Source organism: Halomonas garicola (assembly GCF_055382465.1).
Genome location: NZ_AP043931.1, coordinates 795003 through 809579 on the forward strand (window position 1 = coordinate 795003; position 14577 = coordinate 809579).

Sequence of the window (14577 nt, forward strand, 5' to 3'; positions counted from 1 at the left end):
CGGCGACGCTCTGGTTTTATGATACAGCACTGTTTTCGCTGCATCACTCCGGTACAGGATGGCAAAGCCCTCGCGACTTGGCAAGCCGGGCGGCATCGCCATCGGTGGAGCTTAGCGGCGCAGCGACTGGGTCAAACGGTCCAGCAGCATGGCCAGAATCACCACGGCAATGCCGGCTTCGAAGCCGTCACCCGGGCGCAGGCGCTGGATGGCGCGCCAGACTTCGCTACCCAGGCCGTCAGCGCCGATCATCGCGGCGATGACCACCATGGAAAGCGCCAGCATGATGGTCTGGTTGATCCCCGCCATCAGCGTCGGCAGGGAAAGCGGCAGCTGCACCTTGAACAGCTTCTGGCCGCGGGTCGCGCCGTAGGCGTCGGCGGCTTCGATCAGGTCCACCGGCACCTGGCGAATCCCCAGGGTGGTAAAGCGGATGGCCGGCGGCATGGAGAAAATCACCGTGGCGAAGATGGCCGAGACCGAGCCGATGCCGAAAAACGGAATCGCCGGGATCAGATAGACAAACGCCGGCATGGTCTGCATGAAGTCCAGCACCGGCATGATCGCTCGGTAAAGCCGCTCGGAAAGCGCCGCGGCGATCCCCACCGGCAGCGCGATGACCACCGCGACCAGGGTGGCGATAACCACCAGCGTCAGCGTTTCGATCATCGGAAACCAGAGGCCCATGTTCCAGATCAGCGCCAGGCCGACAGCGGCGCCGATGCCCAGGCGGATGGAAGAGGCCCGCCAGCACAGCAGCACGACAATCGCCATGAGTCCCCATTCGGGGAGCCACATCAGCGCATCGTTCAGGCCGTCGATGCCGGTTTGCGTCACCCGGGAAATGCTCCGGGTGACCACGGAATATTCGCTGGTCAGCCAGTCCAGGCCGCCTTCGATCCAGTCCCCGAGGGGAATGCGTACGATATCCATCATTGATCTCCTGTCCGTGCGAGTTCATCCAGGACGGCACCTTTCACCACAACGCCCAGCAGGCGCTGCTCGTCGTCTACCACGGCGATGGGAAAGCTTTTCTCGGTGAACAAGGCAAACAGGTTCTGCATTGGCTCGTCGGGCGTGACGCTGCGGAAGTCCTGGGTCATGTAGTCGGCGATGGTGTCGGCGCCCTGGTCGGCAGCCTGGCTTGCCGCATCGACCTCGAGCAGGCCGAGCAGCTTACGGTTACGGCCGGTCACGTAGATGGAATCAATGCTGTTTTCACGCATCTTGTGGAGCGCCGTGCGCGGCCCGTCGGTACTGCGAGCGGTGGAGCGTACCCGGCGCATGGCGCTTTCCGCGGTGAGGATGCGCGACATGTCCACGCCTTCGATGAAGCGGCGCACATAGTCATCGGCCGGCTTGGTCAGGATCTCTTCGGGGGTGCCGATCTGGACGATCTCGCCGCCCTTGAGCAGCACGATGCGATCCCCGATGTTGAGCGCCTCGTCGAGGTCGTGGGTAATGAACACCGTGGTTTTCTGGGTTTCGGCCTGCAGCTGCATCAGCTCTTGCTGCATGTCCTTGCGGATCAGCGGGTCGAGCGCCGAGAAGGCCTCGTCCATGAGCAGGACGCTGGCGTCGTTGGCCAGCGCCCGGGCAAGGCCGACACGCTGCTGCATGCCGCCGGAAAGCTGATTGGGGTAGGCATCTTCCCAGCCGTCAAGCCCAACCTGATGCAGAGAATCCCGCGCCAGCTTAAACCGCTTGTTTTTGCTGATGCCGCGGATTTCCAGGCCAAATTCGGCGTTTTTCTGCACCGTGCGGTGGGGGAACAGGGCAAAGTTCTGGAATACCATGGAGAAGTGTCGGCGGCGGCATTCCAGCAGCGCCTTGTCGCTAAGCTTGGGGATGTTTTCGTCGTCAATGACGACTTCCCCTTCGGTGATATCAATCAGGCGGTTGAGGCAGCGAATCAAGGTCGATTTGCCCGAGCCTGAAAGCCCCATAATGACCAGCAGCTCCCCTTCATACACGTCGAAATCGATGTTGGAAAGTGCCAGCGTTTGGCCGGTCTTATCGAGGATATCGGTACGTCCCAAGCCTTGATCACGCAGCTCCAAGGCTCTTTTGGGGTGTTTGCCAAAAACCTTGCTTAACCCGCGCACCTTAATCTTGACGTTTTGTGTGTCGTCCATCAGCGATGCCTGGTTGGTGAAAAGAAAACACGCCCTCATATAAAGGCACGACCCAAGCGTGCTGCCCCGGGATCCTCCGGAACAGCCCGCCTGGTGCCGTGCACCATAATGAAAAAAGGCGTGCAATACGTAAGCAGTATTATCGTTTATTATACATAGATGCCGCGACCCTGTCACAAGACCCGGTTAACGGTTTTTGGCCGGTGCGCGTAGCGCAGACGACTGCCCGCCGGCCACCGGGCCCTATGTTCAAGGCTGAGCGTCAGGGCTGAGCGGGCGACCCGACGGCGCGCACCAGCCGCGCATCCAGGGTCACGGGAATGGCGTTGCGTATATTGTCGTAGCCCAGCAGGGCCAGCACGCTGCGCCCCACCGGGTCATCGCGGACTTCCCGGGCGTCCAGCGACAGCGGCTCGGCCTGGGTCACGCGAATGCTTTCTTCATCCAGCCGGCTGAAGCGCAGCCGTACCGGCGCCTGCTGCCCTTTGGCGTGAAACATCACGCTCTCCACCAGCTCGCTACCCGGCGTCAGGGCGTCCAGACGGCTCGTGTCCACGCTTGCCGTCAGCGTTACCAGTGGCCTATCCGCCAACCCTGCAAGCCAGGGCGGCAGCTCGTCAAAGCGATCCAGCACGTCGAGCTGGTTAAGCCGCAGCGGCAAGCGCAGCGTGCCGTCATCGTCTACCTCGCCGGCAAGCCCGCGCAGCCGGTGCTGGTGAGGTATCGACTCCGTCGCGGTACGTTCGGTGATTGTCACCCCCACCTGGGAAGCTGACGGCGCCAGCGCCCACTGCGCCTGTACCGGCAACGCGACGCTGAAACACGCCAACCCCCATATCGCGGCCCAACGACAACTGTGATGCCACATAGGCAAACTCCTGTCCGGTCGCCGGGACGCCCGGCGAGGTGTAAACAATCCAACGCGATTTTGACAGCGGAAGTCTGGTCTCGGTTTCCTTCGTCCGGTATGATACGCCCCCGTATATGGGCCTATAGCTCAGTGGTTAGAGCAGGGGACTCATAATCCCTTGGTCGCTGGTTCGAGTCCAGCTGGGCCCACCAATGAAATCAGTGTCTTACGAATTTTGCCTGGTGAGTCCCATGGTCCAAGGGTACAGTTTCGGTACAGTGCCGATCCTTCAGCCCCCTGGAGACTTCCATGGCCACCATCGTCAAGACCCCTGCCGGTAGCTGGAAAGCCGTCATCCGCAAGACCGGCTGGCCCACCACCGCCAAGACCTTCCGCACCAAACGAGACGCCCAGGACTGGGCACGCCGCACCGAAGACGAAATGGTGCGCGGTGTCTATATCCAGCGCAGCGCTTCGGAGCGCATGACGCTCGAAGCAGCCCTCAAGCGCTACCTGGCCGACGTCACACCCACCAAGAAGCCCAGCACCCAAAAGAGCGAGCGCCACAAGGCCAGCACGCTGATCGAGCACTTGGGCAAGTACTCCCTAGCGGCCCTGACGCCGGAGCTGATTGCCAACTTCCGTGACACCCGCCTGAACAGCATTGGCCATCGTGGCCAGCCTATCAGCGCCAATACCGTGCGCCTGGAGCTCGCCTTGCTCGGCCATCTCTACACCGTGGCCATCCAGGAATGGGGGCTGGGCCTGACCTACAACCCCGTCCAAAACATCCGCAAACCCAGCCCTGGAGAAGGGCGCGACCGACGCCTGAGCGCCGACGAGGAGAAGCGCCTGTTCGCCGTGCTACGGCAGCACAGCAATCCCATGTTGGCCTGGATCGCAAGAATCGCCCTGGAGACGGGCATGCGCTCCTCAGAGATCCTGACCCTCACTCGCTCCCAGGTCGACGTGAAACGCCGCGTGGTGCGCCTCACAGACACCAAGAACAACGAAGCCCGCTTGGTGCCGCTGACTCAGGCCGCCACCGAGGTGTTCAAGCAGGCGCTGAACAACCCGGTGCGCCCGCTCGACTGCGACCTGGTGTTCTTCGGCGAGCCTGGAAAGGATGGCAAGCGCGGCCCCTATGCCTACACCAAGCTCTGGAACCAAGCGAAGAAGCAGGCGGGACTCGATGACTTCCGCTTTCACGACTTACGCCATGAGGCCGTCAGTCGGTTGGTTGAGGCCGGTCTGTCTGACCAGGAAGTGGCGGCGATCAGCGGGCACAAGTCCATGCAAATGCTGCGGCGGTATACGCATTTGAGGGCTGAAGATTTAGTAGTAAACCCGGCCTATTCATGAGGCCGGCCTGAAAACGAAGATAGCGGATGGTATTCTCTTGAAAATTCAATGTGTTCCGCCAAGAACCTGAACCAAGAGAGCCATCCGCTATGGGTGAAAGCCTATCTACCTGGACGCCCTCGTGCAACGGCTCCGTCCGTGTCGAGCTGAGCGGCCACCGCACCACCAGTGACAGCGGCGCTCTGCTGCTGCGTGAAGCCCTCGACAACAGCGGTGTGATCGAGGCGCTCGAAGACAATCTGGTCGATCAACGCCACCCGCTACGCATCCGCCACTCGCTGGCCAGCCAGCTGCGAACCCTGGTGCTGCAGCGCGCGATGGGCTGGATCGACCTCAGCGATACCGACACGTTGCGGCGTGATCCCCTCTGGCAGCTGGCCTGCAGCGATGCGCGTGGAATGACGCCACTGGCCCAGGACCGGCCGTCTCAAGCCACGCTGTCGCGGCTGCTGACTTGCCTTGGACGCAACGACAACATCGATGCCGTGCATGAAGGCCTGCTGCGACTGGTAGTCTGGCGCCTGACCTCGCTGAAGAACGGCGAGCGACCCAAGCAGTTGACCCTCGACATCGACGGCCTGCCGATCGAGGTCCACGGTCACCAAGGTGGCTCGGCCTATCATGGCCTTTACGGGGTCCGCATCTACTCGCCGCTGGTCGCCTCGCTGGCCGAAACCGGTGACATGGTGGGCGGCCTACTACGCGAAGGCAACGCCGGCCCGGCCGAGAACGCCGATACCTGGATCCCGCACCTGGTGAAGCGGCTCAACGAAAGCACCGGCGCCCAGGTTCGGGTGCGTATCGACGCCGGGTTCACCGACAACGACACGCTGGAGGCGTTGGAAGATCGCGGCATCGAGTACCTGGGCCGGCTGCGCAGTCACACGGGGCTGCAGACACTGGCGGCGCCGTACCTGAAGCGGCCCCGAGGTCGGCCGCCCGAGCAGCCACGGGAATGGTGTCATGACCTGGAGTACCAGGCCGGCACCTGGCCTGAACCACGGCGCGTGGTACTGGTCGTGCAAGAGCGACCCGATGACCTGCTGTTGCATGCCTTCTTCCTGGTCACCAACCTCAACAAGTTCGACTGGCCGCCGGAGAAGGTCCTGGCACTGTACCGCAAGCGCGGTAGCGCCGAAGCGCACATGGGCGAGGTGAAATCAGCGCTCGACGTACACCTCTCGTCGACGGATCGTGGCGCCTCCACGGTTCAGGACGTGATGGCGCGTAACGAGGTGAGCCTGCTACTCAGCCTCTATGCTTACCAGGTCCTGCATGGTCTGCGTTGCCTGCTGGAGCGGCAGACTCGGCAAGGCTGGAGCCTGAGTCGGATGCGCGAGCAGGTGCTTAAGGTCGCCGCCACACTGAAGCTGCATGCCCGGCGGATCACCCTTCATCTGGGTGCCGCCGCCGATAAGTGGTGGCCGACGTTGCTGAAGGGGCTGCCGAAGCTGACGGCGCTGAGTTGACGCCCGGCGAGACGGCTTCAGGACCTGAAATCGAGCGACCGCTGCAGCGGCCGGCGGTCACGGCTGCTTTGACGGTCGCAATGGATTCCCAAGAGCTATAAGAAACCGGGAAGAAAGCCATGTTCGGGCATTACTCAGCGGCCTCTCGCGTCGGAGAGGCCGATCCTGATGAGCGACGCCGCCAGCCAGCCTCTTCACGCCGCCCAGTCAGCGTCTTCGTGAATAAGGCGGGGTAAAGCTAGATGGGATAAATCATGTGTAATATATTTATAGTTATTTGTGAGTTCGGTGTTCTTTTTATATTTTAATTTCTTTATTTCCTTAGTTTATTGTGTGATATTTGGTGGTCCTTCAGGATTTAGTTTATTGTCTTTTTAATAGTGAGGGTTTGAATGGGATTAAAAGCACAAGAAAAAGTTTATGGGAGTCTGTTGAGTTCTCTTCGGGCAGGAGGGGTCCATGTCGTCACAGGAAAGAATGGTACAGGAAAGTCTAGGTTCTTTAAATATGCATCAGAAAGTATTGCAAAGGCATTAAATGGCGATGGCTCACAATTCGATCGAATGATATGTTTATCTGGGACAATGCATGACAAATATCCCCGGTCTATATACATGGGGAAGAGCAAGAGTGATGCCGCAGTCTATCTTGGAAATAAAGTCAATAACAATATGGTGTCTGATATTTCGCCATTTCGAACCTTGGTAAATTATATTCTGGATCCTAAGCATGTTGTATATGATAATATCTCTTTGTTATTTGAGGTTTTTGAAAAGGTCTCCTTTGAGGGGAGGATGGTCCTTAAGTTTAGATACGGTAAGGGGAAGAAAAGTGATGCTATCGATGCGATTGGTTCAGAGTTAGAAGTAGAGTTCCATTCTCTGGGCGATTCGATTAGATATTTCAATTTATTCGAAGAGCATATCGCTAACGGGAATATTCTTCTCTCTGATATTTTGTTTTCAAGAAATGGTAAGTGGTATGGCCTTGCTGAGCTTAGTTCGGGAGAAAAGCAATATATTTTAACCCTTTTAGGGTGCTTGTTTTGCTCTGAAAAGAATTCCATATTGTTTTATGATGAGCCAGAAAATTCCCTTCACCCCTCGTGGCAGTCAAACATTGTAAGAGATTTGGTTAGTATTACAACCAGGTTGCACTCAAATACAACCATGTTAATAGCTACGCATTCTCCCTTGATTGCTAGCAGTATACGTAATGAGGGTTCATATTTATGTGATTTTCCTTCAGGGCAAAGTTGGTCACGAGTAAAGCTTTATGGGAAGACAAGTGATGCTGTATTGCGTGATCAATTCCATCTTTTTTCTGCAAGATCGCCTGAGGTTGCGGTTTTAGTAAGTTCGTGCTTGAAGCTCATTACAGAGAATGAACAAGATAGCCAAGAGTTTAGAGAAAAAAGAAGGTTGCTTGAGAGCCTCGACTTGGATCTGTCTCAAGATGATCCCTTGGTGAAAATCATTGGAACAATTCTGGGGTTCTAAAGTGGCTAGTTTAAAACCTATAATCAGAGTGGTTTTGAATAGGAAGGAATATCGTGATTCTATTCAGAAGTACTTAAGGGGTGATATTGAGTGGGGGCACCGCTCTCTATCTGATGTAAAAAAGCTAACAAGAGATATTCTGCGGGAAGAGCAAAATGAGATATGTCCTTATTGCCAAAGAATTATTGTTGTTGAAAGAAGAAACACCTTGGAAGATATCGAGCATTTTCTAGACAAATCTCGAGGCTATTATCGTCGGCATGCCTTCACTGCAACCAATCTAATACTAAGCTGCCATTCATGTAATATGGAGAAAGGAACGCGGGATCTTGGAGACTCTTCTATTAGAGAAGCTCGATATCTTTATCCCGGATTAGGAAGGTTTCGTTGGCCCCACCCATATTATGATGATATAGCAGCTTGTGTACGCAAAGAACCGGGGCCCGTTTACATTGTCGTAGATGGCTCAGGGCGAGAAGCTGAGGCTGAGAATATGATAAAAGATCTCAAGCTTAATCATCTTCGTAATATTGAATCTCGCCATCAGGTTCTCACACAGCGTTCGAGAAAAATTACCTCAATATTGGCAAGGTTTATCACTAGCGATCGAGAAAGCTGCAAGAGGAGATTGAAGTTGCTTATAGAGGTACAAGAAGAAATACATAAAGAGTTGTATTAGACTTGGCGGTGGCTGTAAGCAACTGATGCAAGCCACCGTTCGCCAGTCCGCTAGTCTCTCTAATAATAAGAATAATAATGTTATTATTATTCTTATTTCCCCGCTGTGGTCGAATTAGTTTCGCCGAAAAGAAATTGTAAAATTTCGTTAATCCTATAAGTTATTGTAATTCTTTATTTATCGTGAGCGTTGTTTCTTCAAATTAATACACTTTGATGATCAATGTTTAGCATCTTGATTACTGTGCAAAAAACGTTCGCTTGAGCTTTGATTTTACTTGGTTAGCATTGATTACGTCGATGTGTGATTGATGAGGTGCTAGCCATGAAAGTCGAAGATTATCTTATTGAAAGGTTCGGCCTACTGATGAGTATATCAGACCTGGCGGATCTCCTCGGCCGTTCGCCTGATGGCGTGCGGGTTTCTCTTTATTCAGATACTGAGGTCTCTCGAAAGCTGAAGCCGACGATGGTGAAGGTGGGGCGCCGTGTCTATTTCCGGACGCTCCAAGTCAAAGACGCCCTTAATTTGGAGCCTTCTGAATATGGCGCGTGTTAATCCATCGGTAGTGCAGGAAATTCTGGGTAGGGTGATTGCCTATTATACCGCATTCACACTTCTACCTGGTGTTTCGGTTCCTGGTGCAGTTTTTCTCAGTCAAGCATTTTACTGGAGTCGTAACTCAAAGACGAAAGCACGTAATGGATGGTTCTATAAAAATCAGCGAGGCGAAGATAGCTGGGAATCAGAAACTGGATTAACACCGAAACAGCAGGCCAATGCTAGAAAATCGCTAGTGGAAATTGGCGTTCTTGAGGAAGAGAGGAGAGATGTTCCTGCAAAGATTTGGTATCGAGTGAACTGTGAGCGCCTGCTTGAGCTTTTGACGGACCAGCTCGACGAAGGCTCTTCTGGAAGTGGTTGTAATTCCCAGTTTTTCCCTTTGGTCGATTCTACTATCCCTTCTGGCCAATCTGGTGATCAGGATGGTCAAACCTTGATTCGACCAAAGGGCAAATCTATTACAGAGAATACAACACAGAGTACATCAAGAAATAAAAACGAGGCGGCCAAGGTCGAGAGTCATCCTGGGGCCGAACCAAAATTAACGCGGGCCGAGATGGCTGAGTTGCTGGGCCAGCAAAGAGCAGATCTCATAGCCAGAAACTACGGCAGCGACAAGGTTGGAGCTCCTGCAGTAGAAGAAATGCGCAGAACCCTTCGCACATAGAATTCAAGCGGCGCGGAACGGGGGTGATGGCCCCGACCGCGCCTAACCACGACTGCCTGCATAGGAGGCATACATGGCTAACAGACAGGGTATCACACCCGCCTACACCGACAGTGGCCTGCCACGGCTATACCGATCACACGCGGTCGAACAACACGCCATCCAGAGTGAGATTCGAACTCTGATGATCATTGCCGGCTACGCTTGCGATTTTCTCACCGAAGGCTTGGAAGCCCTTCCTGAAGACTTCTTTACCTGCATCGAAGAGATGAAAGAGGTGATGGAGTCCATCGACTTGAAAAGTCTGGATTTTGAAAAACGGTCGCTCACGCTCAAGAGGACGAAACGGCGTTTGGAGGCCAAGGCGACCCGGCATAACCCTCAAAAGGAAGAATGATCATGAGCAACAACATTTCGTGCGCACGAAAAATCGCTGGTGTCGCTCTCGCGGCCACCATCGGTCTATCGCAGCCAGCCATGGCAGGTGGGATTCCCGTTATCGACGTGTCGAACCTGACCCAGCAGATTTTGCAGGTCCAGCACATGCTTAACCAAATCGAGCAACTGAAAAGCCAGCTCGAAACGGCCAACAAGGAGTTGGACAGCATGAGCGGCGTCCGAGGCCTGGGCAATGTCATCGACTCGGCCTATGACCCCGCCGTGACCGTCGATCCTAACCAGGTACTGAATGATGCCGGCATCAGGGGAGCGAACGAACACGGCCTGTCAGGTGACGTGGCGGACTTGTACGACAGCGGCAACCAGAACGCGGCGAACTGGCTTGGCCAGTCCCAAAAGTCCCTGAAACAGGCTCAGGAGCGTTTCAGCGAGCTGAGCGGCTTGGTGGCTGAGGTCAACAACAGCCCGGACCAGAAAGACGTTCTGGACCTCCAGGCTCGTATCGGTGCCGAGGAAGTCATGCTGCAAAACGAAATGGCCAAGCTGACCATGCTCCGCTCTCAGGCCGAGGCCAACCAAGCGCTTCACGCTCAGCGGGTTCAGCAGATGCGCGTCGCGTCATCAGGGGAACCTTTCGAACTTGATTGGTAAGGAGGCCTTATGGGTGCCAGGAAAATTTCGTGCGCACGAAATATTGCCGTTGTGGTTCTGGTCAGCGTTGCGCTGACCGGGTGTTTCGATGACACCCCGGATACTGGCCCGGTTCAGACCGTGGACTGGTACAAAGTGCATGACGACAAGCGCAAGGTGACACTGGAGACGTGTGGCAACAACCCTGGTGAACTCCAGGGGACACCGAATTGCATTAATGCACTCCAGGCAGAAAGGGCACTGTCTAGCGGTGAGCCCTTCGAGCTCGACCTGTCTAGCCTCAAGAGCAAGGAGGACTCATGAACCTGTTTGAAGGCATGTTCTCCGTCATTGATCAGGCACTGGACCGGTACATCATCAACACGGCTACCGACCTCATCGCCTACATCACTCCGATGTTCACCAGCATGTTGATCGTCTGGATCGCCATCTGGGGCTATTTGATGATGTTTGGCAAGGTCAGTGAGCCCTTGCAGGAGGGCGTCTTTCGCATCCTTCGCATCGGCTTCATCATGACTTTGGGGCTGACGGTCGGTACCTATATGGGCGTCGTGGTGGACGTGCTGGCTTCACGGCCCGGAAAAGGTAGCAGCAGTCATCACGGGGTCCAATGGAGGCGCAGCGGCCATTTTGGACAGCCTGTTCTCCCGCGTTCTCGCCGTAGCTGATCAGGCCTGGAATAAAGCGGGAGTCATGAGTGGTGATTTCGGCATGTATCTGGTGGCAATTCTGATCATGGTGTTTGGTGGTGGTGTTGCCATCGTAGTGGCGTTTCTCCTACTGGTCAGCAAGGTGGCAACGACGGTTCTGCTGGCGATTGGTCCGCTCTTCATCATCGGTCTGCTGTTTAACACCACGCAACGTTTCTTCGAGAGCTGGCTGGGCATGGTGATCAATTTCGGCATGCTACTGGTTTTGGGTTCAGCCATTGGGCGCATGGTCATCGATGTCAGCGAGGCGTTCATGAACATCGTGGAGTCGTCGGCAAGCAGCATGGCCAGTATGACCACAAGCGCCTATCTGATTGCTTTTTTCGCCCTTGGCATCCTTGTGCTGAAGCAGGTTCCGGCCATTGCTTCTGCATTGGGCGGCGGTGTGGCAGTGGCAACTCAGGGTGCTCTGGGCTCTGCTATGTCCGCGATGCGCCCCTCAGCAATACGCCGTCAGTATCGCGGCGTACAACGCGATGCACGATTAGCAGGCAGTGCGGCAACCTCTCCTTACCGTGGCGCCAAGTCTGCCTATCGTGCCTACCAGAAGCGCTTCGGTGCTGGCAACGCGATCACAGGAGGCTAAGTCATGAATACCAATATCAAGTGGTTAGATACCTGGCGCGTCCGATGGACGCGGTTAAAGCGTGGAATGGGGCTGGTCATCTCGGGCCTGTTACTAGTGGTCGGTATCCTGTTGTCCGTGGCATTGCTCCCTGAACTGCCTGGTTTGGCCAGCGCCGCCCTTGCTGGCGATGGCGAGGCTGCTCGTACCCTGTTTGTCTGTGTGGCTGGTATTGCCGTTTGCATGCTCCAGTGGCGATGGCGCGCAGCGATATATCCCGAGCTCCGACGTGATCCATCTCAGAACGAGACCTCATGAGCTACCGGCGTTTGACACCCGGGGAGATCGAGGAACTGCGAGCCGAGATGCGCGCCGCCGGGCAGTGGATGAAAGCTGAGATGGCCAGACGCCGGCGCGAGCGGGGAGAGGCCCTTGAATATGAGACAAGTGCCTCCCCTATTACTAATGGCGAAGCCTCCCTATCAGCCCCAGGCGACGAGCATGTTTGAGACAGGTCCGTCCGTATTACTAATGGCGAAGCCCTGCAGATTGGGGACGACAACGCAGCCGGAAGGGCATGCAGCTTTTCGTGCGCACGAAACGAAGTAGTTCTAACGAGGCAAGTCCGAGAAGCTTGAGACAAGTCCGTGCGTATTACTAAGGGAGTGGCCTAGCGCATCCCTGAACCCATTTTCGTCCGTACGAAAAAGAGCGCGAGAGAGGGCACTGCCAGAGTCAAAATTTCGTGCGTACGAAATCCATGAGTGTTTTTTGAGCTAGGGCAGGATTCGCGAAGTGTCAGCCGTTGCCGACAGCGTGCTGGCATTTGGTACCAGATTCGAAGGGCAGCACGTGATGAAGGATGACGAAATGACAGAAACAGCAGTGGTCAAGACCAGGCTGACACTAGTCGAGAAGGAAGCCTGGCAGCGCCTTTGTGAAGCATCTGGCCGTTCGGAGTCAGACGTACTACGGGAGATGATTCAGCGCGCCTGTGGGGAGAGCATCGCCGAAGAAGGGCGAGACATGATGCGGGGCCCCAAGTCCTGCAAGTTATCGATTCGACTGACTCGCCAGGAGCAGGAGTTGATCGCAGAGCGAGCCGCCTATGAGGGGTTCCCAAATCGCACTCGCTGGGCTTCGGCACTGATTCGGGCCACGCTGCTACGCCAGCCAGTCATGAACGAGGAAGAGCTCTCGGCCCTGATCCAGGCCTCTCTTTCACTGACTGACGTGATTGAAAACTCGGGCGGTACTCGGCTGGGCTTACCCCGCATGCGTATCAAGGACCAAAGTCAGGGAGAAATCAGCATCAAACAGCTTCAGGACAAAGTATGGGAGGTTAACGAGCGCGTGATGGCACTGGCCTACGGTAGTCGCAAACGTTGGAACCTGGTTTGAGCGTAGGAGACGGAAATGCCGCGATATAGCTTCAAGATCGATCCGTGCCCTCCAGAAGAGGGCTACGGCTGGGTGCTTAGGTACTTCGAAGATGATTGGGAGATTCCGGGCTATGAGGGGGCGATCTCCAGTTCCAAGTGCAACACCTTATCCATCAGTTACCATGACTTATAGCTATCGCCACCTCACCGCTGAGGACCGAGCTAAACATATATGGTGCCTGTAGCTAATGTCTCGCTGAACTCGTCAAAGCTACCGCTTCGTTGCAGCGTACGTATCTGCCATAGATAAAACGCACGCAGCGACCTGCTTTCAGCGCCTATACTCTCGCGATACGCTTTCCCGCGTGAGATGAGTGCCGTCCCACAATTTCCACGAAGTTGTCTTGGTCGAGCCGGTCCCCACCCTGCGTTCCAGTAGCAAAGATCAGCGACGACCTGATTTTCTACCTCTACCTCTAGCTGTCCGTCACGAAGCGTGATCTCAACCTCATGCAAACCAGACATCGTCGGAAAGAAGAGCCGTGATGGATACAGATCATGCTGGAGGTAACCCATCCGGTCGAAGTCGAGCGTGCCGGCCAGCGGCCAAGCTTTACAAGCTTTGTCCACCAGTTGTTCGAGTGTCGGTGGAACTACGAGGGTCGTTGTGCTGAGTGGTTCCGGAGTTTTGCTGGAAAGCGCTTGCCTGCGTGTCCAGAAGGACTCAAGGTGAGCCGCCAAGTCCGCATCGTCAATGTTGCCGCCAGTGACCTGTGACCACCGTACCAGGGACACCTCCACACACCGTTCCATGGACATCACGACTGGCGAGTTGAAGGCGATTAGTTCGTCGCCATGACGTGCTGCCGCCACGCGGGCAAGGAGGGTACGAAATGATGTTTCGGTCGCTTCGGTATCGCCGTCGAAGTCAGTTGGTTCCGGGAACCAGTCTGGACGCCCTGGTTTAAGCAGAGCTAGAGTCGGATGGAGCGGTAGTGCTAAAAGAGATTCCTGATCCGCCAATTCCGGCGGCATCTTCCAGAAGTGTTTGGCCACCGCCATCGTACGAAGGTAGGCGGAAATGGCGCGAAGAGCGGTGCGCGTGGAAAGCTGGCCGATGAAGCCATCTCCCAGCGGCCGTATGAAGTGCCCTGCATCACCTTGGTACGGGGCATCTGGGTAAGCAGCTCGGTTCTCCGTCCATTCAAAGGCCATCTGCCGGACGAATGGAAGTCCGGAATAGGCTTCGAGCCTGCTCATGGAAGTCCGGAAGATCCTGGGCAAGTCCACGCCTTGTACGCCGTTGAAGTCATCCGGTATCTCGAAGTCCTCCGGCACTTCTTTCAGGCTCGCATTGTTGGCTTGAATCGACAGTCCACAACTCGTCACCAGCAGGTCTGAGAGGGGGGAGGGTTTCAGAATGCTCTCTGCCAGTTCTGCAGTGGGGGAGTAGCCGAGCCCCTTCGCCGCCATCCAAAAGATGCACAGTACCTCGACAACCTCGGCCTCAAGCTTGCGCGAGCGCAGCAACTGGAGCAGCGCGGATTCGGTTTCGACCCTCACAGCTGGCTCTCCCAACCGAGCTGCGAGCTCCTGCATGGTCCACCACCGTGCGGACGTGGAAGGCCACCCGAGACGGGCAATG

Annotated in this window: 17 protein-coding genes and 1 tRNA gene; 14 read left to right on the forward strand and 4 right to left on the reverse strand. The window is 55.8% G+C overall.

Translation table 11 applies throughout. From position 1 onward, the window contains the following. Positions 1-111: 111 nt before the first annotated feature. The 3 genes from ACZ46Y_RS04115 to ACZ46Y_RS04125 form a co-directional block, all read right to left on the reverse strand. The gene (locus ACZ46Y_RS04115) at positions 112-933 is read right to left on the reverse strand and encodes an ABC transporter permease (protein WP_311955568.1); all 822 of its coding nucleotides are present in this window, start codon (positions 931-933) and stop codon (positions 112-114) included. Continuing rightward, positions 933-2135, reverse strand: coding sequence for a quaternary amine ABC transporter ATP-binding protein (locus tag ACZ46Y_RS04120; RefSeq protein WP_311955560.1), 1203 nt, complete (start codon positions 2133-2135; stop codon positions 933-935). Before ACZ46Y_RS04120 ends, ACZ46Y_RS04115 begins: the two co-directional genes overlap by 1 nt. Before the next feature lie 262 nt (positions 2136-2397). After that, a complete protein-coding gene (locus ACZ46Y_RS04125) occupies positions 2398-2892 on the reverse strand; it encodes a hypothetical protein (protein WP_464380073.1) in 495 nt (164 codons plus the stop codon). Positions 2893-3121: 229 nt separating this feature from the next. Between ACZ46Y_RS04125 and ACZ46Y_RS04130 the strand changes: the two genes are divergently transcribed. The 14 genes from ACZ46Y_RS04130 to ACZ46Y_RS04195 all read left to right on the forward strand — a co-directional run bounded on the left by ACZ46Y_RS04130 (position 3122) and on the right by ACZ46Y_RS04195 (position 12951). After that, positions 3122-3197, forward strand: a tRNA-Ile gene (locus ACZ46Y_RS04130). Between the two features lie 97 nt (positions 3198-3294). After that, positions 3295-4347: a tyrosine-type recombinase/integrase gene (locus ACZ46Y_RS04135; protein ID WP_311955562.1), complete on the forward strand. Its 1053-nt coding sequence runs from the start codon at positions 3295-3297 to the stop codon at positions 4345-4347. 89 nt (positions 4348-4436) lie between these two features. Continuing rightward, complete coding sequence (locus ACZ46Y_RS04140) at positions 4437-5816, forward strand: IS1380 family transposase (RefSeq protein WP_376717491.1); 1380 nt, start codon at positions 4437-4439, stop codon at positions 5814-5816. Positions 5817-6208: 392 nt separating this feature from the next. Continuing rightward, on the forward strand, positions 6209-7315 hold the full coding sequence (locus ACZ46Y_RS04145; protein ID WP_311957291.1) for an AAA family ATPase: 1107 nt from the start codon (positions 6209-6211) through the stop codon (positions 7313-7315). Continuing rightward, on the forward strand, positions 7293-7994 hold the full coding sequence (locus ACZ46Y_RS04150) for an HNH endonuclease family protein (RefSeq protein ID WP_311957290.1): 702 nt from the start codon (positions 7293-7295) through the stop codon (positions 7992-7994). The genes ACZ46Y_RS04145 and ACZ46Y_RS04150 overlap by 23 nt, the downstream gene beginning before the upstream one ends. 324 nt (positions 7995-8318) lie before the next feature. Continuing rightward, the gene (locus tag ACZ46Y_RS04155; RefSeq protein WP_089726948.1) at positions 8319-8552 is read left to right on the forward strand and encodes a plasmid-related protein; all 234 of its coding nucleotides are present in this window, start codon (positions 8319-8321) and stop codon (positions 8550-8552) included. Further along, positions 8539-9225 carry a hypothetical protein gene (locus tag ACZ46Y_RS04160; RefSeq protein ID WP_311957287.1) on the forward strand — a complete coding sequence of 229 codons (687 nt, stop codon included), beginning with the start codon at positions 8539-8541 and terminating at the stop codon, positions 9223-9225. The genes ACZ46Y_RS04155 and ACZ46Y_RS04160 overlap by 14 nt, the downstream gene beginning before the upstream one ends. Before the next feature lie 73 nt (positions 9226-9298). Next, positions 9299-9622, forward strand: a complete 324-nt coding sequence (locus ACZ46Y_RS04165; RefSeq protein WP_311957286.1) for a hypothetical protein — start codon at positions 9299-9301, stop codon at positions 9620-9622. A gap of 2 nt (positions 9623-9624) precedes the next feature. Continuing rightward, the gene (locus ACZ46Y_RS04170) at positions 9625-10275 is read left to right on the forward strand and encodes a type IV secretion system protein (RefSeq protein ID WP_311957285.1); all 651 of its coding nucleotides are present in this window, start codon (positions 9625-9627) and stop codon (positions 10273-10275) included. Between the two features lie 9 nt (positions 10276-10284). After that, on the forward strand, positions 10285-10578 hold the full coding sequence (locus ACZ46Y_RS04175; RefSeq protein WP_311957284.1) for an EexN family lipoprotein: 294 nt from the start codon (positions 10285-10287) through the stop codon (positions 10576-10578). Further along, complete coding sequence (locus ACZ46Y_RS04180) at positions 10575-10943, forward strand: type IV secretion system protein (protein ID WP_311957282.1); 369 nt, start codon at positions 10575-10577, stop codon at positions 10941-10943. The genes ACZ46Y_RS04175 and ACZ46Y_RS04180 overlap by 4 nt, the downstream gene beginning before the upstream one ends. Next, complete coding sequence (locus tag ACZ46Y_RS04185; RefSeq protein WP_311957292.1) at positions 10873-11571, forward strand: type IV secretion system protein; 699 nt, start codon at positions 10873-10875, stop codon at positions 11569-11571. Before ACZ46Y_RS04180 ends, ACZ46Y_RS04185 begins: the two co-directional genes overlap by 71 nt. 3 nt (positions 11572-11574) lie before the next feature. Beyond that, entirely contained in the window at positions 11575-11868 is a 294-nt protein-coding gene (locus ACZ46Y_RS04190) for a hypothetical protein (RefSeq protein ID WP_311957281.1), read from the forward strand. 477 nt (positions 11869-12345) lie between these two features. After that, complete coding sequence (locus ACZ46Y_RS04195) at positions 12346-12951, forward strand: hypothetical protein (protein WP_311957280.1); 606 nt, start codon at positions 12346-12348, stop codon at positions 12949-12951. A gap of 203 nt (positions 12952-13154) precedes the next feature. Here ACZ46Y_RS04195 and ACZ46Y_RS04200 read toward each other — a convergent pair whose 3' ends face one another. Next, the gene (locus ACZ46Y_RS04200) at positions 13155-14531 is read right to left on the reverse strand and encodes a hypothetical protein (RefSeq protein ID WP_311957279.1); all 1377 of its coding nucleotides are present in this window, start codon (positions 14529-14531) and stop codon (positions 13155-13157) included. Positions 14532-14577: the final 46 nt, after the last annotated feature.

Coding starts and splice junctions, on each gene's coding strand:
- ACZ46Y_RS04170 (WP_311957285.1), top strand. CDS start 9,625: ATGAGCAACAACATTTCGTGCGCACGAAAAATCGCTGGTGTCGCTCTC.
- ACZ46Y_RS04200 (WP_311957279.1), bottom strand. CDS start 14,531: ATGCAGGAGCTCGCAGCTCGGTTGGGAGAGCCAGCTGTGAGGGTCGAA.
- ACZ46Y_RS04135 (WP_311955562.1), top strand. CDS start 3,295: ATGGCCACCATCGTCAAGACCCCTGCCGGTAGCTGGAAAGCCGTCATC.
- ACZ46Y_RS04160 (WP_311957287.1), top strand. CDS start 8,539: ATGGCGCGTGTTAATCCATCGGTAGTGCAGGAAATTCTGGGTAGGGTG.
- ACZ46Y_RS04165 (WP_311957286.1), top strand. CDS start 9,299: ATGGCTAACAGACAGGGTATCACACCCGCCTACACCGACAGTGGCCTG.
- ACZ46Y_RS04115 (WP_311955568.1), bottom strand. CDS start 933: ATGGATATCGTACGCATTCCCCTCGGGGACTGGATCGAAGGCGGCCTG.
- ACZ46Y_RS04120 (WP_311955560.1), bottom strand. CDS start 2,135: ATGGACGACACACAAAACGTCAAGATTAAGGTGCGCGGGTTAAGCAAG.
- ACZ46Y_RS04180 (WP_311957282.1), top strand. CDS start 10,575: ATGAACCTGTTTGAAGGCATGTTCTCCGTCATTGATCAGGCACTGGAC.
- ACZ46Y_RS04140 (WP_376717491.1), top strand. CDS start 4,437: ATGGGTGAAAGCCTATCTACCTGGACGCCCTCGTGCAACGGCTCCGTC.
- ACZ46Y_RS04175 (WP_311957284.1), top strand. CDS start 10,285: ATGGGTGCCAGGAAAATTTCGTGCGCACGAAATATTGCCGTTGTGGTT.
- ACZ46Y_RS04190 (WP_311957281.1), top strand. CDS start 11,575: ATGAATACCAATATCAAGTGGTTAGATACCTGGCGCGTCCGATGGACG.
- ACZ46Y_RS04155 (WP_089726948.1), top strand. CDS start 8,319: ATGAAAGTCGAAGATTATCTTATTGAAAGGTTCGGCCTACTGATGAGT.
- ACZ46Y_RS04145 (WP_311957291.1), top strand. CDS start 6,209: ATGGGATTAAAAGCACAAGAAAAAGTTTATGGGAGTCTGTTGAGTTCT.